Genomic DNA, 21911 nt, shown 5'->3' on the forward strand with positions numbered 1-21911 from the left:
GGTATGACTCAGCAGGCCGCACTACAGCAGTTAGTGACATTTTACCAGACGCTGGACAGCGACAGGCTGACAATGCTGGCGCAGATTTACCATCCGGAGATCTGCCTGAGCGATCCGGTAGGTGAACACCAGGGCATTGCGGTGGTGGAGCAGTACTTTGCCAGCCTGCTGAAAAACATGCGTTACTGCCGCTTTGTGGTGACGCAGGTGCGCGAGTTTGATACCGACGCGCTGCTGCTGTGGCGCATGGAGTATGCCCACCCTGCCCTGCAACGGGGAGCTGACCAGACGCTGGAGGGCAGCAGCTACCTGCAATTTCGCGACAATAAAGTGGTCTTTCAGCGCGATTACTACGATATGGGCGCCATGCTCTACGAAAAGCTACCGTTGCTGGGCACGATCATCGGCCTGGTCAAAAAGAGGTTGCAACCATGAAACGTGTCCTGATCACTGGCGCCAGCTCCGGCATCGGCCTGCAATTAGCGCAGGATTATGCAACGGAAGGCTGGCATGTCACCGCCTGCGGGCGTAATCCGGAGCGACTGGACGCACTGCGCCAGCAGTTCCCGCTGATTGACATCTGCCTGTTTGATATCACTGACCTGGCTGAAACGCGCGCCGCTCTGGACGGCAAGCGGGCAGATCTGGCGATCCTCTGTGCAGGCACCTGTGAATATCTTGACCATGGCATTGTCGATGCCGAAAAAGTCCACCGCGTGATGCTGACGAACTTCAGTGGTCCGGTGAACTGCCTGGACAGCCTGCTCCCACAGATGCAGCCTGGCAGCCGCGTGGCGCTGGTCGGCTCTACCGCCAGCATGGTTCCCCTGCCGCGCGCCGAAGCGTACGGTGCCTCGAAAGCCGCGCTGGCCTATTTCGCCCGCAGCCTGGCGCAGGATGTCAAGCGTCAGCAGATTGGCATCACGCTGGTGCTGCCCGGCTTTGTCGACACGCCGCTGACACAGCGCAACGATTTTGCCATGCCGATGATTGTCGACGTGGTTCAGGCTTCGCGCTTTATCCGGCGCGGGCTGGCAAAAGGAAAGGCCGAAATCGCTTTCCCGGCGCTGTTTGCTTTTATTCTGCGGGTGACCTCACGGTTGCCCCAGGCCCTTCAGCGTCTGTTAACGCAAAAAATAGCGAGGTAATGCGTGCGCATTGCGATTATTGGCAGTGGAATTGCTGGCCTGAGCTGTGCGTGGAAATTAGCCCCACGCACCGAGGTTCATCTTTATGAAACCGGCAGTACACTCGGTGGCCATACCGCCACGGTGGACGTTGAGCTGGACGGTCAGCACTGGGCGATTGATACCGGATTCATTGTTTTTAACGATCGCACTTATCCGCGTTTTCAGGGATTCCTGGCCGAACTGGGGCTGGAAGGCAGGCCCACGGAAATGAGTTTTTCGGTGCGCAATTCCCGCACCGGGCTGGAGTATAACGGCCACACGCTCAGCAGCCTTTTCGCCCAGCGTAGCAACCTGTTAAAGCCCTCGTTTTATCGCTTCCTCGCAGAGATCGTGCGGTTTAATCGCTGTGGAAAGCAGTGGCTGGCGCAGCAGCAGGACCAGGGTTCACTGGATGAGTTTCTGACCGCGCAGGGCTTTAGTGAATTTTTTGCCCGGCACTATATTTTGCCGATGGGTGCCGCCATCTGGTCAGTCTCACTGAGTGAGATGCGCCGTATGCCGCTGACCCAGTTTCTGAACTTCTTCCATCATCACGGCCTGCTGGATTTAACCCAGCGACCACAATGGTACGTGGTGCCCGGCGGTTCACGGGAATATATCCGCCGCATGATGCAGCTTATCGGGCAGCAGATGCAGGTGTATCTCGATACCCCGGTCACCCGGATAACGCGTGACCCCGATGGCGTCACGCTGGAAAGCCCGCGAGGCGTTGAGCGCTATGACCAGGTGATTTTCGCCTGTCACAGCGATCAGGCATTGCAGCTGCTGGGCGATGCGTCGCCGCAGGAAAGTGAGATGTTGGCCGGGGTGCCCTATCGCGCCAATGAAGTGGTGCTGCATACCGATACCCGTTTGCTACCACAGAACCGCGCAGCCTGGGCGAGCTGGAACTACCGTCTGGATGATGAAGCAAACGACAGCGAACAGCAGGGTGCCAGCGTGACATACAATATGAATATCCTGCAGGGCATTCAGTCACCGCATACGTTCTGCGTCAGCCTCAACCCGACACAACCGATCGATCCGGCCCGCGTGTTACGCCGCTTTGAATACCATCATCCGCAGTTCGGACCACATGCTCTGTGCACACAAGAGCAGCGGCTGCTGCTGAACGGGAACAACCGCACCTGGTTCTGCGGTGCCTGGAGCTACAACGGTTTTCATGAAGATGGCATTCGCAGCGCGTTAGATGTGACGACGGCCATGGACCAGGCAGGTTTACTGTGAACAGCGTGCTGTACAGCGGCCATGTGCGCCATCGTCGCTTCACCCCGGTGGATCATCAGTTCAGCTACCGCATTTTTATGCCGCTGATTGATCTTGATGAACTGCCGTTACTGAAAAGCGTCGGCATCGGCCACCACAATCTGCGCGCTGCCAGCTTCAGTGAGGACGATTATCTTGGTGGCGGCAGCGGCATCAAAGAGCGTGCTCAGGCGCGCATTGCCGCCCTGACTGGGGAACATCTTACCGGACGTGTGATGCTGCTGACGCAGCTGCGTTACTTTGGCTGCTCATTCAATCCTGTCAACCTTTACTACCTGTACGATGCCGCCGACAGCCTGCGCTGGATGCTGGCCGAAGTGCGTAATACGCCGTGGAATGAGCGTCATACGTATGCGGTGAAACCTGACGGCAGCGAAACCACGCAGAAAGCGTTTCATGTTTCTCCGTTTAATCCCATGGAGATGGTTTACCACTGGCGGCTGTCCCCGCCGGGTAAATCACTGCTGGTGCATATTGAGAATCACCGTGAGGGGCGCGAGTTTGACGCCACCCTGCATTTACGACGTCAGCCGCTGACCCGGCAGACGCTGCGCCATTTTCTCTGGCGTTTTCCAATGATGACCGTTCGTACCGCGCTGGCGATTTACTGGCAGGCGTGGAAACTTTGGCGCAAAGGTGCGCCGGTGTATGACCACAGCAAGTCGGAGAAATAACCCATGACTGGCACTGATTTCAGCCTGGCACGCCGTGCAAAAACGGGTAAACGCTTCTCCGCATCACGCCGGGTGATTTTATCCCTGTTGCAGGGCATCAAAGGGGCGGGATTAACCCTGCATGACCCGCATCTCGGCACCTGCTTCTTCGGCGATGCGCAGGCTGCGCTTCAGGCCGAAGTGATGGTGCATCACTCACGAGCGTATCGCCGTATCCTGCTGGGCGGCAGCATTGCCGCTGCAGAAACCTATATGGATGGCGAATGGGAAACCCCGGACTTAACCGCCGTGATCCTGACGCTGGCACAAAATACCCGTGTCGCTGATAAACTGGAGGCCCGCCTCAGCTGGCTGACCGCACCGTTTAATCAGCTGCGTCATGCGTTGCGCCGCAACAATGTGCGCCAGGCAAAGCGCAATATCGCCGCCCATTACGACCTCGGCAACGACTTCTACACCACGTTTCTTGATGAGGCGATGCTCTATTCCAGCGCCTGGTTCCAGCAGCCGGAGATGACGCTGGAGCAGGCGCAGCAGGCCAAAATGAAACGCCTGTGCGTGAAGCTGGGGCTGACGCCGAATGATCATCTGCTGGAGATTGGCAGCGGCTGGGGCGCCATGGCTGAATTTGCCGCTCGCGAGTACGGCTGCCGGGTGACCACCACCACCATCTCGCGCGAACAGTATGTCTATTGCTGTCAGCGCATCGCCGCCGCCGGGCTGAGCGACCAGGTAACCGTGCTGTGTGAAGATTACCGTGATCTTAGCGGCCAGTACGACAAAATTGTCTCGATAGAGATGATAGAAGCGGTGGGTAAAGCCTATATTCCGCTGTTTATTCAGCGCTGCCAGCAGTTGCTGAAGCCGGGCGGCCGTCTGGCATTGCAGGCGATCACCATCAGTGAAGAACGTTTTGACAGCTATGCGCGCGGCGTCGATTTTATCCAGCGTTATATCTTCCCCGGCGGCTTTTTACCCTCCGTCAGCCTGTTGCAGAACACGCTGCAAGAAATCAGCGATTTCAGCGAAATTGACCAGCTGGAAATCGGCCCGGACTACGCGCAGACCTTGCAACTGTGGCGGCGGCGGTTTGACAACGCCTGGCCACAGCTGTCAAAAGGACGCTTTGATGAGCGCTTCCGCCGTATGTGGCTGTTTTATCTCTGCTATTGCGAGGCGGGTTTCCGCGCGCAGACCATTGGCACCGTCCAGCTCACACTGCAACGCGCATGAGCCGCCTGCGCTTCTGGTTGCTCACCCTCGGTTTTGATCTCTACTGGGGGCTGGCCGTGGCGCTGCGCGAGCGCATCGGGCTGCTGCTGTGCGCCGGGGCGCTGCTGGCCTGGCTGCTGAGCCCGCGCGTGATGAAGCTGCGCCTGCTGCTGGTCGCGCTGGCAGGTATCGCGCTCGACAGTCTGTGGCTGGGCGTCGATCTGTTCAGTTTTAGCGGCAGCCACGCGTTTCCCGTCTGGATGCTTGCACTGTGGCTGACGTTCGCCTGCTGGTGGGGGCTGATCCTCCATCGCTTTGCACCTGACTGGCGCTGGCTGATCGTGGCTGGCGCATTCGGCGGACCCTTTTCCTATTTCATTGGTGAGCGGCTCGGTGGCCTGCAATGGCATCAGTCACCCGCCATGGCGCTGGGTGCGCTGGCGATTGGCTGGGCGATCTGGCTACCGTTAGCCAGCAGACTCCTGCGGAGAAATTCATGAAAAAATGGCTGTTATTGCTGTTGTTGTTTTCATCGCTGAGCCAGGCCGCTGACTGGCTACGCTGGAAGAACGTGGGCAAAGCGACGCTGACCTGGGGGCCATTTACACTGTACGATTCCCAGCTCCTGACGCCCGGCGGACGCTGGCAACCCGAGCAGTGGCCGCTGGCACTGGTGATCACCTACCGCCGCGACATCAGCCGCCAGGAACTGCTGGATGCCACGCTGGAACAGTGGCAGGCACAGAATACCGGCAGCAGCGATCAGCGTCAGCAGTGGCTACAACAGCTGGCCACCGTCTGGCCGGACGTCAGCGATGGCACCCGCCTGGCATTTCAGGCGGATGCCCGCGGCGGACAGTTTTACTGGCAGGCCGCCGGAACGCAGGCGGCTATTAGCCCGATCGGCCCGCGCTTTGACGCTGCCTTTCGCGACGCTTTCCTCAATATCTGGCTATCGCCATCGTCGACTTACCCCGATATCCGTCGGGAACTGACCGGAGGTTAATCATGTGGAAATCCCTGTTACTGACGTTCAGCCTGCTGCTGGCAGGCTGTGGTGCCACGCTGGAAGACTATCAGCAGGCGCAACCGAAGATTGATATTTTCAGCTGGTTCAACGGTGAGTCCCGCGCCTGGGGCATGGTGCAGGATTACAGAGGGAAGCAGATCCGCCGTTTTGAAGTGGTTATCCGCGGCCAGGTGGTGGGCGAAACCCTGACGTTAAACGAGCAGTTCGTTTATGACGACGGCGAGAAGCAGACGCGGGTCTGGCATATCCGCCGCCTGGCCGACGGCAGCTACACCGGAACGGCCGGGGATATTATCGGCACGGCAACCGGCCATGCCAGCGGTAACGCGTTTAACTGGCGTTACACCATGACGGTCAAAACCGACGACAGCAGTTATAAACTGAACTTTGACGACTGGATTTATCAGCAGGATGCGCAGCATCTGATGAACGTCACCTCGATGAAAAAATTTGGTATTGAAGTGGCACGCGTCACGCTGTTCTTCTCAAAACAGCCCGATTCGGCACAATAAAACGCCGGCTTTGGCTTAATTCCCACGGGCGAAAGCGCTATACTTCGCCCCTGGTTAAGAAAATGGATGAAGTGATGAACTTACAAAAGATTGGTGTGATATTTATCTTCCTGCTGATGGCGCTCGGCGGGATTGGCGGCGTGATGCTGGCCGGATATACCTTCATCGTGCGTTCCTGATCGTGCGGCCCGGCGGCAGCCTGTTGCCGCCCCGCTCGCACCGTTGGTTGTAACTTATAACCAGACGGAATTTAACACGACAGGTCAGACAGTTATGCTCTGAGTTTACTCATCACAATAAAACTCAACATCATGACTGAAATCACTTCTTCGGCGCACGTCGCGCTGGCAGGGAACACGCCGACAGGCGAAGTCGTCACCCTCCGTCAGGCATCGGATGTCTCTCAGCTGGTCAACACCAGCAGTCACTCTGGCAACAATGCACGTATTGTTATCGGTATCGCCCTCGGCGGTGTCTTTCTTGACGCCTATGATTTGGGTGCACTGGCCTTTGGCATGAAAGATGTCACCCGCGAATTTGGCCTCTCCCCGGCTGGGGCAGGTATGATCGCCTCATCGATTACGCTGGGTGCCATCGTCGGCGCGCTGATTGGTGGCTACCTTACCGATAAAATTGGCCGCTACCGCGTCTTTATGGCGGATATGTTCTTCTTTGTTTTTGCAGCCCTCGCCTGTGCCTTTGCCCCCAATGAGTACGTTCTGGCCGGTGCGCGTTTCGTGATGGGCATGGGCATCGGTATTGATTTACCGGTAGCGATGGCTTTTCTTGCCGAGTTTTCCAAACTGCGGGGGCGCGGCAATAAAGCCGCCAGTATTGCCATGTGGTGCCCCACCTGGTACGCCGCGATCTCTATCTCTTATCTGCTGGTGTTGTTCTTCTGGTCAGTGCTGCCGGAAAGCCACAGCGACCTGATGTGGCGCATTATTCTTGGCTTCGGGGCCGTTCCGGCACTGATTATTATCGCCATTCGCAGTCGCTATATGAGCGAGTCTCCGGTCTGGGCCGCCAATCAGGGTGACCTGAAAGGGGCAGCGGCCATCCTGCGCAGCTCCTGGGGCATTAATGCACATGTCGCCGCAGATGCGGATCTCGCGCCAGTCAAAGCGGTACGCCGTGCCAGCTGGAGCAACTACGGCTCGCTGTTCAAAGGGGTTTACCTGAAGCGTACCGTGCTGGCGACCGTTACCTCGATTGTCTCCCCCTTCGCCTATAACGCGGTGGCGTTTGGCCTGCCGGTGATTATCTCCAGCTTCCTGGCACAATCGATGCTGAACACCATTCTGCTGTCGCTGGCGCTGAATCTGTTGTTTGCCTTTGTCGGGGGTACGCTGGCCGTACGGCTGGTGCCACGTTTTGGTGCCTGGAAAATGATGACACTCGGTTATACGTTCCAGATTGCGGCGCTGGTCGGTCTGGCACTGGTTGGACGCCCGGAAGACGGGCAACAGGCGGCGATCTCGATTGGCATGCTGGCCCTGTTCCTGCTGGGCCAGGGCTTCGGACCGGGCGCACATACCATGACTTACGCCTCACTCAGCTACCCGACGTCGCTGCGCGGCGTGGGCGTGGGCTTCAATCAGACAATGGTGCGCGCCAGTTCGACGGCTTCGCTGTTCCTGTTCCCGGTGCTGGCCGCCCTGCTGGGCACTAATGTGTTCTGGGTGATTGGGATGGCACCGATTATCGGCCTGATCGCCCTGCTGGCTATCCGCTGGGAACCCTCAGGTTATGATGTGGATTCCGAGGATTTTGCTTTCAGTCATCAGTAGAGGAGAAAGCGTGTGGCGAAATGATTCGTCACACGCTCCCGCATTGCACGCAAATTTCGATGAAATTTTAGACATACCGACAAATATTCGATATATTCAAAATATGCAATATATCCAGTCGGGGGTGTTCTATGTCAGCAAAATCTACACCAGCCATATCAGAAACCATCAGCCTGTTTAATGGTCAGCAGCTACGCAATATGGCTGCTGAAGAGAGTGCTGAATATCTGGTCATCAATGTTAATCAGCTAAAAGATGCCGCCCCTTCGCCTGCAGGCAATGGTGTCGCATTGCGCAAAAAACTGGAGAAGATGGTCAGTAATCCCCTTCTTGATCCCTCCCTGGCGCTGGCTTTTTTTGAAATTGCCCAGACACTGCTTAAACCTGCGCGCAAAAAAAAAACCGCTCACGCCGGGGGAAATAAATCAGAAAGTATTTTTGATGGCTATGAGCAGTACCATGCACGTAATCAACAGCGTCAGCACGATATCCGTGAATTCGTACTGAGCGAAGACCGATGGATCAGATCCGGCGAACTGTCTGACAAAGCCCATTTTACCAATGCTAACCGCAGTGCCGGGCCCAATGCCTGGAAACGTCGGGGTAAAACCTTTGCCATCAACGTTGAAGGCCAGGACCGCTACCCGGATTACGCGTTTGATGAAGCCTGGCAACCTCTGCCCGTGATCAAACAGGTGCTGGACATCTTCGATGGCACACGCACGCCCTGGTCGCTGGCCGCCTGGTTTGCTACTGGAAACAGTTGGCTGGGGGGACGCAGGCCAAAAGACCTGCTCACCAGCGATCCTCAGGCAGTCACCGATGCTGCGCTTCAGGCAAAATCCGGAGCACAGCATGGCTAAGGAGAGCAGTAACGGAAAAGGACTTTCGCCGTTTTTATGTCCTGTAGGTTCGGTTGCGATTAACCCTGTGTTACTACCTGCAGGTCATTTATTGTTTCGCGTTCATCGTCAGCAGTTTGCTGGCGACAGTTTTAACAATACATTGCAGGGTAACGCGCGCTTCAGCCCGATTTTCGACCAGCAGGGCAGACTCATTCCGACACTCTATGCCGGAGACGTCACCAGGGTGGCGCTGTGCGAAGTGATATTTCATGATATCGATATTTCGCAGTCGGCTATCGTCTATCAGGTTAAAGCGTTGGCTGCATTTCGTCATAGCCAACTGGTCACCACAGTCCCCATGCAGTTAGCCAGCCTCGACCTGGCTTCATTGGTAAAAATGCGCGCCAACAAAAAGCTCATTCACTCCGATGCCAGTGAATACAACATTACACGCCAGTGGGCTGAAGCAGTCCATCATCAATATCCGCACATTCAGGGTCTGACCTGGCCTTCACGTCAACACGAAGGCCAGGCATGGTTGTTTTTTGGCGACCGTATTAACGGAGAATTACAGATGCACCACCAGGGAACTCAGCTTCTCACTACCCCGCCGGTGGTTGGCGAGTTACTGGCGCTGGCTGACCGAATGGGGATCTATCTGGAAGAGTGATCTGACTGCTGCGCGGTAAAACGCGCAAATTCAGAAGGGATGCGGGAAAACGTCAGCAAAAACCACGGAGTGAAGCGTTCCGGGTGAGCGTGCATTTCTCGCTGGATATCGGCCAGGGAACAATAATGCCAGTCGTCGGCCTCTTCCGGATTAATATCAGGCTGCACATCGCTGATGGCAAAATAGACGTGGCCATATTCATGTTCGGTCAGGCCATTACTGAGCGGCAGATAATAACTGAGTTCAAACACCGGTTGCAGCGTCAGGCGCAGCCCCATCTCCTCGCGCAAGCGGCGTTCAGCGGCATCCTGAGTCGACTCCTGCGGATAAGGGTGCCCACAGGTGGTGTTGCTCCACAGCCCGCCACAGTGGTATTTACCACTGGCACGACGCTGTAACAGCAGCTGATGGTCGGTGTTGAACACGTAAACGGTGACCGCACGATGCAGCAGACCTTTTTCATGAACTTCCATTTTTTCCATCTTACCGGTAGGACGATCCTGGCTGTCGACCAGAATAACTTCAATTGCAGACATGCCGACTCCTCAGAAATGATACTGACTATTCTGGCATAAGAGGCATCTCATGGTCTGCATAAAATCGTGCTTTATGCGAGGCGGGCGTAAACCGAAAGTTTCCCGGCGTTGGCAGGCCGGGATCGCGAGAAATTACTCTTCTACATTCACCACCTGCTGACGGGCGCGAAAAATATGCCCGCCGCCGTACTGCAACAGACGCGCCACCAGATCCAGGCCACCGTTCTCTTCGGCCTGCGCGAATTCGCGCTCAAGCTGCGTGATCGGGGCCGCCCAGAGCAGATTGACCTTTTCGCCGTCACGTTTTGGTAGCGGGAACTGGCCGCTTTCACGCCCCAGGGCAGATGAGAGAATAAACCCTTCAAACCCCATCGGGGCCACTGAGGATTCGAGCGTATGCCCTTCCCCCAGCCAGCTGAGGCGAGACCATGGCATATGCGCAAATCCGGCTAACGCACTGGCCATTTGCACGGCATTTTCTTCCGTCATCACCTCGGCATCGATGGCCAGCGCCAGCTCCGTCCGACGATATTCCGGGGCGAGGTCATCAAACAGGAAATCCACCCACGGCATCGGGCGGATGCACATGCCAAGCGTCAGAAAGTACCAGCAGCCCTCATGGTAATGCTGGGAGATCGCCATCGGCGGCCAGTTGCCCTGATCAATAGAGTAATATTTCAGTGATTCACCGTACTGCGCTTCATAACATTGCAGCATCTCCTGCTGGAAGGGCTCCCACTGCTGGCCATCCTGCCACTCGCGAAAAAACTGCCGGTGCTGTTGTGCGGCGGCGTAGTTTTTGTTGGTCGACGCAGAACCCAGCGGCGCGGTCAGACGGTTCGCTTTAATGCAGCCCGCCGAAAAGCTCACCTGCTGATCCTGGTACAGGCTCCAGCCCGGGATCACGGCCAGAAGCTGCCCCTGGTACCACAGAGCAGCACCGTCATCTGACGGCTCCCAAATGATCTGTAGCCCGGCCGGGTCAAGCATCGGCTCGGCGGCCAGCGTACGGCAATACTCGGCACTGAGCAGCGGCGGTGTGCCCTGCTCCATCGCGGCAACATCATCCTGCAAGGGGGCAGGCAACAGGTTACGCAACCAGCAGCCGCGCACGGCAAACTGTTGACGAAATGCGTCTGTCGGCCAGATATAAAAATACGCGGTGCGCTCATCCTGTTCGACAATTGCGATGAGCGTCTGTTGCTGATTGGTGACTTCAGCAATCTGATAGGGCTGTGTCATAACGCCTCGACGGTGTGTGGCGGGTTCCATTCCCTTGAGAATAGGCCTGGGCAATAAGAAGAGAATGGCGCGTTACATCACGTTGGGGCAAGGGTAAAAGTCTCAAAATGCCTTTTGTTACTCCCCCATATGGGTGCTTTCACGCAATCGATAGAGATCGCGGGCCTTCTCTTTAATCACATTCAGCTTCGCTTCTGACGCCACCAGCCCCCAGATTGTTCCCTGCTGCTGCTGATAAAAGCGGTTCATTGCCTGCAAATAACTGTCACGGTAGCTGATCCACGCCCGCTGGGCATTTTTCAGCGCGGCCTGCGCCTCAGGTGACTGCCCTGCCAGCAATAGCCGGTACTGTTTATTCAGCTCACTATCCCAGGCTTTATTCGCCACCTCATAACACTGAAGATTCTCCAGCGTGCTGACCGCCTGCTGCTGGCAGTTTGCCAGGCGCGTATCCAGATCCTGACGTAATGTTTCTGCTGCACTGGCCGTGCCGCTGAGCAGCAGCACGCTGATGAGAATATTTTTCATGATGAGATCCTTGAACCGTGAAAGAGAATTAACGTCCGACCCGCGTCATGGCCCGTTGATACGCCCCGCGCGAGATCGCCCAGCGCAGCAGCCTGGCAATCACCTCAATACGCAGGCGAATAATGCGCCGCCGTAGCGGAGAAAAATGCAGTCCGAACGCCTGTTGTGCCCACTCCGGCAGCAGTTCAATGCCCGCCAGCAGCATGGCATTCATCGCCGGACGCGCCTGCCATGATGGCGCGGGCGCATTCAGCAGCAGGGATAACACTTCCTGTGTGCGTTCATCACAGCGTAACTGCGGCCGCATCGCCTCAAGATACGCAGCAACGCAGGCAACACTTTTCGGTACATCCTGCGCGCCCAGCGCTTCGGCCACTAACGCTGCCTCTGCATAATAACGATCCTGTTCAGCCAGACTGAGCTGCGGGTTTTTATAGCGCAAATGCGCCGCCAGGAAACTGCGGGTTTCCGCGACATGAACCCAGGTGAGCAGCGCCGGATCGCTGGCGGCATAAGGTTGCCCGTGCGCATCCACACCGCTGACGCGCAGATGAATGCGCTTCACCCGTTCAATCAGGGTGTGTGCATCGATGGTGTTACCAAAAGTGGTGACGGCGATGAACTGACTGGTGCGGCGTAACCGCCCCATCATGTCGTCGCGGAAAGTGGAGTGATCCCACACGCCAGCCAGCGCCAGCGGATGTTGCATCTGTAACAACAGCGCGGCGATCCCGCCACACAGCATGGAAGAAAAATCACCGTGCACCCGCCATATCACACTGTCCGGGCCGTACAGACCGGGGTCACCAGGTGGTTTTGACAGGTCAAACTCATTTAATGACAGGCCATTTAAGCGGAACACCTGCTGCTGAATTTTATCGCGAAAATTGACCATTACAGCGTCCAGTGAAACCGGGCGAGGCATGCCTCACCCCAATGGAAAATGAGGTGGGCATGCCCTGCCCGACCCGCTTTACAGGTAATCAAACTCCGCATCGACGGTGCGCGCGGAATCCAGCCCGATCATCACGCTGAATTTACCCGGCTCGGCCACCTGCTGCATTCTGGCATTCCAGAATTGCAACGCGCTGACGTCAATCGGGAAGGTGACGGTTTGTGATTCACCGGCCTTGAGCATGATGCGCTTAAAGCCTTTCAGCTCTTTCACCGGGCGGCTAATGCTGGCCACCTGATCGCGCAGATAAAGCTGGACCACGGTTGCACCATCGCGCTTACCGCTGTTGGTCACCGTGACGCTGGCGTTGACCGTGCCGTTACGTGGCATGGTCGTCGCAGACATCTTCACAGGCGACAGCGTGAACGAGGTATAGCTCAAACCGTAGCCAAACGGGAACAGCGGGCCATTCGCTTCATCAAAATAGTGTGAGGTGTATTTGTTCGGTTTTTCGAAGTTATACGGACGGCCACTGTTGAGATGGTTGTAATAGATCGGGATCTGGCCCACGGAGCGCGGGAAGGACATCGGCAATTTGCCAGACGGGTTGTAGTCGCCAAACAGCACATCGGCGATGGCGTTACCGCCTTCGGTGCCACTGTACCAGCTTTCCAGCATCGCATCGGCCTGCTGCGTTTCATGCACCAGCGTGAGCGCACGGGCATTCATCAGCACCAGCACCAGCGGTTTTCCGGTCGCTTTTAGCGCATCAATCAGTTTCAGCTGACTTTGTGGCAGCGTCAGGTCACTCCGGCTGGAGGCTTCATGCGCCATACCACGCGCCTCACCTATCGCCAGCACCACCACATCCGCTTTTTTAGCGGTGGCAACGGCTTCATCCAGCATCTGCTGCGGTGAACGCGTATCGACGGTCATCGCTTTTTCATACAGGTTGATAAAGTCCTGAATGCCTTTATCGTCGGTGACGTTCGCGCCTTTGGCGTACAGCAGCGTGGCTTTACCGGCCGTGGCGTTTTTCATCCCCTGCAACAGCGTGACGGACTGCGCTGCCACACCGGCGGCAGACCAGCTACCCATGATGTCGATCTGGCTGTCCGCCAGCGGGCCAATTAAAGCCACTGTGCCGGATTTTTTCAGCGGCAGCGTCTCCAGACGGTTTTTCAACAGCACCATGCTTTTGCGCGCCACATCGCGGGCTTCGGTGCGATGCAGACGGCTTTCCGCATTGGTGTCTTCCGGGTCGCTCCCCACCGGACCAAGATGGCTGTACGGGTCGTTAAACAGCCCCATATCGTATTTCACATTCAGCACATGGCGTGCCGCATCGTCGATCTCTTTCTCGCTCACTTCACCGCGTTTTACCAGGCCCGGCAGGTACTTGCTGTAATACTCATCGCTCATACTCATATCAATGCCGGACTTCAGCGCAATACGCACCGCGTCTTCCGGATCACGTGCCACGCCGTGTTTGATCAGCTCTTTAATGGCACCGTGATCGCTGATGGTGATGCCTTTAAACTTCCAGTCATCACGCAGCACCTCTTTCAACAGCCAGCTGTCGGCGCTGGCCGGTACGCCGTTCAGCGAGTTAAGCGCCACCATAACGCCGCCGCTGCCCGCATCTAACGCCGCTTTGTACGGCGGCAGATAGTCCTGGAACAGACGCTGCGAACTCATGTCTACGGTGTTGTAATCACGCCCGCCTTCCACCGCACCATAGGCGGCAAAGTGTTTGACGCTGGTCATGACAGAATAGCGATCCGCCGGGCTTTTGCCCTGCATCGCCTGCACCATCGTGCGGCCCATCACCGACGTCAGATAAGTATCTTCACCAAAGCCCTCTGAGCCACGTCCCCAGCGGGGTTCACGGGTCACATCCACCATGGGCGCCCAGGTCATATTCAGCCCGTCATCAGCGGCTTCATACGCCGCAATGCGGCCAACATTCGCTACGGCCTCGGTGTCCCAGCTCGCGGCCAGCGCCAGCGGGATCGGGAACTGGGTGCGTTGCCCATGGATCACATCATAAGCAAAGAACAGCGGGATCTTCAGGCGGCTGAGTTGCATCACCTGATCCTGCATCTGACGAATGTCATGCCGGGTGACGGTATTAAAGATCGCCCCCACCTGCCCCTGCTGGATCATATCGCGTATGGCGGATTTCGGATTTTCCGGCCCCACGCTGATCAACCGGAGCTGGCCGATCTTTTCATCCAGGGTCATTTTTGTCAGCAGGTCGGTAACGAATGCGTCACGCGCCTGCGGAGTCAGTTGATGTGGGCCGATCAAATCGTCGGCAAAAGCTGGCTGGATCGCCAGAGTAACGGCAAGGCTGACAGAACAAATCCATTTCATCAGATGATTTTCTCTCAAGTGACTGTGGCGTATCTATATTATTTTAGTGCAAGTAACAAGCGGGTGCAGTGTGTCATACCTTGAGAATAGCAGCTAGTTTTCAGGTGATGAATCACAGACGCCACAGGCCGGACTTTATTGCCACGCTGCGAGTGCTACAGTAGGACGGTGATACTGACAAGGATATGACATGCACACTTCCCAACACGCAGAACAAAAACTGATCGCTGAACTGGGCCGCATTGTGGGCCGCAACCATCTGTTAACGGAACCGGAAAAAACGGAACGCTATCGTAAAGGCTTCCGATCGGGCGAAGGCGATGCGCTGGCGGTGGTCTTCCCCGGCAATTTACTGGAGCAGTGGCGTATTTTGCAGGCCTGTGTTGCCGCCGACGTGATTATTCTGATGCAGGCAGCCAACACCGGGCTGACCGAAGGCTCAACGCCGAACGGCAAAGATTATCCGCGTGATATCGTGATTATCAGCACCCTGCGGATGGATAAAATCCAGTTGCTGGATGAGGGGAAGCAGGTGCTGGCGTTTCCCGGCAGCACGCTCTATCAGTTAGAAAAAGCCCTGAAACCGCTGGGACGTGAACCGCACTCGGTGATTGGTTCCTCCTGTATCGGCGCCTCGGTATTGGGCGGTATCTGCAATAACTCGGGTGGATCGCTGGTGAAACGCGGCCCGGCCTATACCGAGATGGCGCTGTATGCGCAGATTGATGCCAGCGGAAAATTGCAGCTGGTGAATCATCTTGGGATCAACCTCGGCGTCACACCGGAGCAGATTTTAGGCAAGCTGGATGACGACAGCTGGCAGCAGAGTGATGTGCTGCACGACCAGCGTCACGCCTCTGACCCGGATTACGCCGAACGGGTGCGCGACGTCGATGCTGACACGCCATCGCGTTTTAATGCCGATGAACGCCGGCTGTTTGAGGCCTCCGGCTGTGCCGGCAAACTGGCCCTGTTTGCCGTCCGCCTGGACACCTTTGCCAGCGAAAGCGCCCAGCAGGTGTTTTACATCGGCACCAATGACACGGCGGTTCTCGACCAGCTGCGCCGCCATATGCTGGCCAGCTTCGATAATCTGCCCGTGGCCGGGGAATATATGCACCGCGATATTTTTGATATGGCGGAAACCTACGGCAAAGACACCTTTGTGATGATCGATAAGCTCGGCACCGACAAAATGCCGCTGTTCTTCACGCTCAAGGGACGCGCAGATGCCCTGCTCGCCCGGATCAAATGGCTGAAGCCCCACTTCAGCGACCGTCTGTTGCAGAAAATAGCCGCGTTGCTGCCGTCACATCTGCCACCGCGCATGAAGCAGTATCGCGATCGTTTTGAACACCATCTGATGCTGAAGATGTCCGGCGACGGGGTGGCGGAAGCGCGCGCTTATTTAAACGACTTTTTCAGCAGCGCCGAAGGGGAGTTCTTCGCGTGCGAAGGAAAAGAGGGAGCACACGCTTTCCTGCATCGCTTTGCCGCGGCGGGCGCGGCCGTGCGTTATCACGCGGTACACCATGAGGAAGTGGAGGATATCCTGGCGCTGGATATTGCCCTGCGCCGTAACGATCGTGACTGGTTTGAGCAACTCCCGCCGGAGCTCGACGATGCGCTGACCCACCGTCTTTATTACGGCCATTTCCTCTGTCATGTGTTCCATCAGGATTACATCGTGAAAAAAGGGGTGGATGTGCACGCGCTCAAGGAGAAGATGCTGGACATCCTGCACGCGCGTGGCGCGGAGTACCCGGCAGAGCATAACGTCGGGCATCTGTACAAAGCCAAACCGCAGCTGAAGGCGTTCTATCAGCAGCTCGACCCGACCAACAGCTTTAATCCGGGGATTGGTAAAACCACGCGGGCGAAGCACTGGGGCGAATGCGAATGCGATAAATCACAGGGGGACCGGCACGCCTGACCCTTGAGACGGTCGAGGCATGCCTCGACCCTACATTGTTACGGCCCTGGTCGGGGCATGCCTCGACCCTACATTATTGTTACGTTCAATGTGCCCTGGTCGGGGCATGCCTCGCCCCTACGTTTTAGGCTCCTGCAATACCATCTGACCGTTTTTACGTTCAATGATCATGGTCTGCGGTGTGGATAACATCACCCCTTCTTTGCGTAAGCGGGTGAGGATATCAAACAGCAGATCACTTTTCGCCCCACCCACCTGACGCGGGCTGGCAACGTTACCGGTTACAGACAGCACAATCCCCGTGGAGGTCAGATCCTTAAAGGTGACTGACGGCTCCGGGGTCTCCAGAATGCGTTCGTTCTCGTTATACACCTCAAGCAGCAGTTGACGAACCTGCTGCGGGTCAATATCCAGCGGGAAGGTCAGCGTAATGGTCGCCACCCCCTGGGCATTGCCCATTGTGGCATTACGTACGTTCTGCGAAATCAGCTGCGAGTTAGGCACAATCACCGTCGATTTATCACTCAGCTGGATTTCCGTGGCACGCACATTGATACGGCGAATATCGCCTTCAATGCCGCTGATACTCACCAGATCACCGACCTTAACAGGACGTTCCGTCAGCAGGATCAGGCCGGAAATAAAGTTCTTCACAATTTCCTGTAAGCCAAAACCAATACCGACTGACAGGGCGCTGACGATCCAGGCCAGCTTGTTCCATTGCAGGCCCATAATCGACAGGGTCATCAGGATCACCAGCACAAAACCGATATTACTGAACAGGGTGATCAGCGACAGGCGCATCCCTTTGTCCATCGTCGTTTTCGGCAGAAAATCATGCTCCAGCCAGCGCTTGACCGAACGCAGAACCCAGATGCCCACCACCATGCAGATCAGCGCATTCACCAGATGCGCCGGGACGATATTCAGGGATTCAAGGCCTTTACCGCCCCAGAACTCAATGGCTTTCTGCACCAGCTCAATCGGTGTCGAACTGCCGAAAGTACCGTTAAGCAACGCCATCGCAGCAGCCAGCACCAGCACAGTTTTGCCTATGGCGCCCAGCACTGCTGCAACCTGCCCCAGATGACGCTCATCGATATTCAGCGAAGCCTGAATGCGTTTACCGGAGGCATTGTTAGTGGAAAACAGACTTTCACACCCATCGGCCACCAGCTGGCTGAGGATATAGAAAGAGCCAAAAACAATCCCCATCCAGATCAGCTCGTAGCTCAGGAAGCGCGCCAGCGTGATATAGCCAATGACCAGCGCAATCATAATCGCCACGCCAATCAGCGTCAGCGCCATCTGGATCAGCCCGACCAGCGTAGATTTCGCCTCCGGCTGATTACCTTCCTGCATCATACGGCGACGTACGCGGTTGGTGCGCATACTGATTGACAGCGCCGTGGCACCAATCAGCAGTGCAGTCAGGCCGTTAGCAAAGATAGTGGTGCCAACGCTGGTGCTGGCGCTGCTGTTGAAGCTTTCAACTGTCTGGAAGATAAACACCAGCGCAGCGGTGAGCGGTGGGAAGGGTTTTAACGCCATCGCCACTTCATTAGAGATATTCGGCAAACGCCATGACGGGCGACGGGTGGAGAGGAAAGCCCGCCCGAGGCCGGCAATCAGACCACAGAGCACACTGAGTCCGACCAGCTTGTCAGCGAAATCCCGGACCTCGTCGACAACGTCATCGTGGCGGGTGAAGGCAAGGTCGAGGAAGTTAAAGGCCAGCACTACTGCGGCAAGGGTGGTGATAGCGGTCGCTGCCGCCAGGAAACTGCGGCGCAGGCGCCCTTCCGGCAAATGGTGAATCCCCACCCAGGCAAGAAACTCTTCCAGATAGCGGCGCCCCAGCGTGGCCACCAGGCCGGCGGCCAACAGCCATGCCAACGTGCCAAAGCGCCAGCCGGGTTCCCAGGAGAGCGCAGCGGCGCCGGTCAGCTCATCGACAAAACCGTTGATCTTTTCGCTGTCATCGCTTTGGGTGTTAAACAGCGGTGCCCAGAAGCGCGGGCCGAAAATACTGCCTGCGTTGAGCGCAAGCTGGGTTTTCAGCGCGTCACGACGCAGGTTGACGATCTGCGCTGACAGGTTAATCGCCCCGCTTTTGATCGCCTCGGCCTGTTTTATCTGGTCATCCATTTTGCCTTTCTGGTTTTCCAGCTTGTTGCGTTTGCTGGTGACCTCAGCCGTTTCTTTCACACCGCTGCTGGCTTCCGGGGCCGGGCCCAGCACCGCCAGCTGCGCCTGTAACTGCGCACGCTGTGGGATGATACTTTGCATCAGCGTATCGGCATCGCCGGACAACTCCAGCGCCAGATCGTTGAGCGCATTGAGTTTACTGTCGTTTGTTTCACCGGAAACCTGCTGTTTGATCTTGTCCAGCACCTTCTGCATTTTCGGCAGTTCAACGGAGGCGTTGATTTTAGGGGGAGCATCATTTTGCTGAGTGTTGTCGTTATCCGCCGCCAGCACAAACTGGGGCGACAGCGCCACCAGCGCCAGCAGACAAACACGAAGAAAAGTTAACAAGCCAGACATGTGCAGGTTCCTGAGACTAAGGGCAGCGCCGGGCGGCGCCAGTCAATTTTCCGGCTAGTTTAAGCTTTTGATCTGGCCGGGACTATAGGATTCGTGATGGAAAAATGAGGTCGTTGTCATAAGAATATTCTATGACCCCACCTTCCTGGTGTTATGGCAAATTATCCAAAAATGCATGGAGCAAAAAATGTCCCTTCCCTCTTCTGAACCAATCGTCCGTGACGCGACGCCTGGCGATATCGACGCGGTGACCCGTATTTATAGCTGGCATGTGCTGCACGGTTGCGGTTCCTTTGAGGAAACGCCCCCCGATGCAACAGAGATGGCTGCCCGACATCAAAAAGTCTGTTCGTTCGAACTGCCGTGGCTGGTCGCCGAGATCGACGGGCAGGTCGTGGGTTACTGCTATGCCACACAATATCGGCCACGCCCCGCCTACCGTTTTACCGTTGAAGATTCGGTCTATATTGATGCGGAAATGGGGGGGCGGGGCATCGGCAGCGCCCTGCTGGCCGCGCTGATCGTCCGCTGTCAGCAAGGTCCATACCGCCAGATGCTGGCGATTATCGGCAATGGCGAGCGCAATGCCGGCTCGCTTAATCTGCATAAAAAAATGGGGTTTGAGATTGTCGGTAATTTTCGCGCCGTTGGTTTTAAACATGGCGAATGGCGCGATACATTACTGATGCAGCGAGCGTTATAACCAGGGCGACCGCAAAAAAAGGTCGCCCCGTGAGCGCAGGTTATTCTACCGCGCTGTCATCGACCGCCCGGTTAGTGACCACCTGCGAGGCTTTCTGCTTCTTGTAACTCAGCGCTGCCGGAGGAACCGGAGAGATTTTGCCGGTTTCCATCCACTTACGCAGACGGTTAGCGTCAGCAAAATGGGTGTATTTGCCAAAGGCATCCAGCACCACCAGTGAAACCGGGCGCTTATTGATCACCGTACGCATCACCAGGCAGTGTCCTGCCTCATCGGTATACCCTGTTTTCGTCAGCTGTATATTCCAGTCCGGGCGATACACCAGATGGTTGGTGTTACGGAACGGCAGGGTGTAATTCGGGTTACGGAACGTGGCCATATCTTCATGGGTGGTGCTGAGTTCGCCCAATAGCGGATAACGTTTGGTCGCGATCAGCAGTTTGCTCAAATCACGCGCCGTTGAGACGTTCTTAATCGACAGTCCGGTCGGCTCTACGTAATGCGTGTTACTCATACCCAGTGCACGGGCTTTGGCGTTCATGGCGCGAATAAAGGCATCATATCCGCCCGGATAGTGGTGCGCCAGGCTGGCCGCCGCGCGGTTTTCTGAGGACATCAATGCCAGCAACATCATGTTCTTACGGCTGATTTCGCTGTTAAGACGCACGCGCGAATAGATTCCACGCATTTCTGGCGTACGGCTGATATCAACCTTGAGCATTTCATCCATCGGCAGATGGGCATCCAGCGTCACCATCACCGTCATCAGCTTGGTGATCGAGGCAATCGGACGGACCAAATCCGGGTGACTGGCGTAGATCACATTCTGGGTGGTCAGGTCGACAATCATCGCACTGCCTGATGCAATTTCAGGCTGGGCCGATGCAGTTTCTACGGCAGGCTGGTGAGTACGGGCAACGGCCTGATTCAGGATGGCCTGACCAGAAAACAGCATAACCACACTTAATAGAGACAAACGGATTTTTGCAGGCATTGTAAACTTAGCGGCTGATAATGAGGGTGTGGAGACCACACACCGCGTCCCGCACTGTTGCGGGGGCTGGCGCAGGCATAATACGCCGGAAGTTAAGGATTATCCTACAGGATATTCGTTTCTGAGCGTTACCAAAACACCGCCGGTTTCCCGGCGGTATCCACGCTCAAAATAGCTGATAGCCGTAACCCCACATCAGCACGGTTATCGCCAGTAACACTTCAAACACCAGGATACCGATGGCCAGTGTGGAGCCGGAGAAACGTAAGCTCTCTTCGCGGTCAATGTTGAGGAGCAGCGGGATACCGACATACAGCAGATAGCCGGTATAAACCAGCGCCAGCGCGCCGACAAGGACACAAAGCCACACCAGAGGATAGAGAGCGACCAGCCCGCTGAGAAACAGCGGCGTTGCCACGTAACCGGCAAAGACACGACAGTTTGAGAGTGAGGGCCGCTGCGGGTAGTCACGCGCCATCCACCAGATCACCCTTCCCATGACGGCCACACCCAGCAGGATCAGCGCATAGAACAGGATGGCCAGTGAGAACGCACTGAATAACGACAGCGGAATAGTCCGTTCAATGCCGATATCCCAACCGATTTGAGTGGTACCAATGAAGGCGCAGATCACCGGGATCAACGCCATCAGCAGCACATGATGAGTGTAATGATGCGAGAGCGTTTCATTCTCTTGCTTAATGTCGCGCATCTCCCGACCCGGGTGCGCAAGAAGTCCCCAGACATGATTCATATCTTCACTCCTCTGTACAACGGACCGCCAGCAGGCACAGTCTCGGGCGGCATCTCTTCAAGTATAAGCGGCCCTGGCCTGTTTGTTTTTCATCCAGCAGATGAACGCGTTAAGCGCTTCATTTTCCGTTAAAAATAAACACGGAGACGGCCCTTTTCGCTGCAACTTTTATCAAAAGGGTTAGACTTAACCCTAAAAGCAACATGAGGAACGG

General features: G+C 56.3%; 22 protein-coding genes. 14 read left to right on the forward strand and 8 right to left on the reverse strand.

Translation table 11 applies throughout. From position 1 onward, the window contains the following. Positions 1-3: 3 nt before the first annotated feature. From FVB43_RS23800 to FVB43_RS23855, 12 genes are all read left to right on the forward strand, one after another. Positions 4-435, forward strand: a complete 432-nt coding sequence (locus tag FVB43_RS23800; RefSeq protein ID WP_133841131.1) for a nuclear transport factor 2 family protein — start codon at positions 4-6, stop codon at positions 433-435. Continuing rightward, on the forward strand, positions 432-1148 hold the full coding sequence (locus tag FVB43_RS23805) for an SDR family NAD(P)-dependent oxidoreductase (protein ID WP_133841132.1): 717 nt from the start codon (positions 432-434) through the stop codon (positions 1146-1148). The genes FVB43_RS23800 and FVB43_RS23805 overlap by 4 nt, the downstream gene beginning before the upstream one ends. Before the next feature lie 3 nt (positions 1149-1151). Then, positions 1152-2417 carry an NAD(P)/FAD-dependent oxidoreductase gene (locus tag FVB43_RS23810; RefSeq protein WP_167864891.1) on the forward strand — a complete coding sequence of 422 codons (1266 nt, stop codon included), beginning with the start codon at positions 1152-1154 and terminating at the stop codon, positions 2415-2417. Next, positions 2414-3130, forward strand: a complete 717-nt coding sequence (locus FVB43_RS23815) for a DUF1365 domain-containing protein (RefSeq protein WP_167864892.1) — start codon at positions 2414-2416, stop codon at positions 3128-3130. Before FVB43_RS23810 ends, FVB43_RS23815 begins: the two co-directional genes overlap by 4 nt. A gap of 3 nt (positions 3131-3133) precedes the next feature. Beyond that, on the forward strand, positions 3134-4363 hold the full coding sequence (locus FVB43_RS23820; protein WP_167864893.1) for an SAM-dependent methyltransferase: 1230 nt from the start codon (positions 3134-3136) through the stop codon (positions 4361-4363). Beyond that, entirely contained in the window at positions 4360-4842 is a 483-nt protein-coding gene (locus tag FVB43_RS23825) for a DUF2878 domain-containing protein (protein ID WP_167864894.1), read from the forward strand. Before FVB43_RS23820 ends, FVB43_RS23825 begins: the two co-directional genes overlap by 4 nt. Further along, complete coding sequence (locus FVB43_RS23830; protein WP_133841137.1) at positions 4839-5348, forward strand: hypothetical protein; 510 nt, start codon at positions 4839-4841, stop codon at positions 5346-5348. The genes FVB43_RS23825 and FVB43_RS23830 overlap by 4 nt, the downstream gene beginning before the upstream one ends. 2 nt (positions 5349-5350) lie before the next feature. Next, positions 5351-5884 carry a DUF3833 domain-containing protein gene (locus tag FVB43_RS23835; RefSeq protein ID WP_167864895.1) on the forward strand — a complete coding sequence of 178 codons (534 nt, stop codon included), beginning with the start codon at positions 5351-5353 and terminating at the stop codon, positions 5882-5884. 74 nt (positions 5885-5958) lie between these two features. Beyond that, entirely contained in the window at positions 5959-6063 is a 105-nt protein-coding gene (locus tag FVB43_RS23840) for a protein YohO (RefSeq protein ID WP_133841139.1), read from the forward strand. Positions 6064-6195: 132 nt separating this feature from the next. After that, positions 6196-7674, forward strand: coding sequence for an MFS transporter (locus FVB43_RS23845; protein ID WP_133841140.1), 1479 nt, complete (start codon positions 6196-6198; stop codon positions 7672-7674). A 131-nt stretch (positions 7675-7805) separates the two neighbouring features. Next, on the forward strand, positions 7806-8537 hold the full coding sequence (locus FVB43_RS24700; RefSeq protein WP_242462178.1) for a DUF2384 domain-containing protein: 732 nt from the start codon (positions 7806-7808) through the stop codon (positions 8535-8537). A gap of 91 nt (positions 8538-8628) precedes the next feature. Continuing rightward, the gene (locus FVB43_RS23855; protein ID WP_166653673.1) at positions 8629-9189 is read left to right on the forward strand and encodes an RES family NAD+ phosphorylase; all 561 of its coding nucleotides are present in this window, start codon (positions 8629-8631) and stop codon (positions 9187-9189) included. Here the strand turns inward: FVB43_RS23855 and idi are convergent. From idi to bglX, 5 genes are all read right to left on the reverse strand, one after another. Beyond that, complete coding sequence (idi, locus tag FVB43_RS23860) at positions 9174-9725, reverse strand: isopentenyl-diphosphate Delta-isomerase (protein ID WP_167864896.1); 552 nt, start codon at positions 9723-9725, stop codon at positions 9174-9176. The two genes, FVB43_RS23855 and idi, sit on opposite strands and share 16 nt — an antisense overlap. Positions 9726-9857: 132 nt before the next feature. Continuing rightward, the gene (locus FVB43_RS23865) at positions 9858-10967 is read right to left on the reverse strand and encodes a suppressor of fused domain protein (RefSeq protein WP_133841143.1); all 1110 of its coding nucleotides are present in this window, start codon (positions 10965-10967) and stop codon (positions 9858-9860) included. Positions 10968-11084: 117 nt separating this feature from the next. Further along, on the reverse strand, positions 11085-11495 hold the full coding sequence (locus FVB43_RS23870; RefSeq protein WP_133841144.1) for a lysozyme inhibitor LprI family protein: 411 nt from the start codon (positions 11493-11495) through the stop codon (positions 11085-11087). Between the two features lie 28 nt (positions 11496-11523). Then, positions 11524-12390, reverse strand: a complete 867-nt coding sequence (locus FVB43_RS23875; protein ID WP_159338084.1) for an oxygenase MpaB family protein — start codon at positions 12388-12390, stop codon at positions 11524-11526. Between the two features lie 78 nt (positions 12391-12468). Then, positions 12469-14766, reverse strand: coding sequence for a beta-glucosidase BglX (gene bglX, locus FVB43_RS23880; protein ID WP_133841146.1), 2298 nt, complete (start codon positions 14764-14766; stop codon positions 12469-12471). A 190-nt stretch (positions 14767-14956) separates the two neighbouring features. Here bglX and dld point away from each other — a divergent pair, with 190 nt between their 5' ends. Beyond that, positions 14957-16699: a D-lactate dehydrogenase gene (dld, locus tag FVB43_RS23885; RefSeq protein ID WP_167864897.1), complete on the forward strand. Its 1743-nt coding sequence runs from the start codon at positions 14957-14959 to the stop codon at positions 16697-16699. A 117-nt stretch (positions 16700-16816) separates the two neighbouring features. On the opposite strand, the gene FVB43_RS23890 is transcribed toward dld, so the two are convergent. Further along, a complete protein-coding gene (locus tag FVB43_RS23890) occupies positions 16817-19246 on the reverse strand; it encodes a DUF3772 domain-containing protein (protein WP_167864898.1) in 2430 nt (809 codons plus the stop codon). Between the two features lie 187 nt (positions 19247-19433). Between FVB43_RS23890 and FVB43_RS23895 the strand changes: the two genes are divergently transcribed. Further along, entirely contained in the window at positions 19434-19949 is a 516-nt protein-coding gene (locus FVB43_RS23895) for a GNAT family N-acetyltransferase (RefSeq protein ID WP_159338081.1), read from the forward strand. A gap of 40 nt (positions 19950-19989) precedes the next feature. On the opposite strand, the gene pbpG is transcribed toward FVB43_RS23895, so the two are convergent. Together pbpG and FVB43_RS23905 are read right to left on the reverse strand one after the other, a co-directional pair. Then, entirely contained in the window at positions 19990-20943 is a 954-nt protein-coding gene (pbpG, locus tag FVB43_RS23900; RefSeq protein WP_133841150.1) for a D-alanyl-D-alanine endopeptidase, read from the reverse strand. A gap of 166 nt (positions 20944-21109) precedes the next feature. Then, positions 21110-21697, reverse strand: coding sequence for a Yip1 family protein (locus FVB43_RS23905; RefSeq protein WP_133841151.1), 588 nt, complete (start codon positions 21695-21697; stop codon positions 21110-21112). Between the last annotated feature and the right edge of the window lie 214 nt (positions 21698-21911).

Source organism: Erwinia rhapontici (assembly GCF_012271765.1).
GTDB classification, from domain to species: Bacteria; Pseudomonadota; Gammaproteobacteria; order Enterobacterales; family Enterobacteriaceae; genus Erwinia; species Erwinia rhapontici.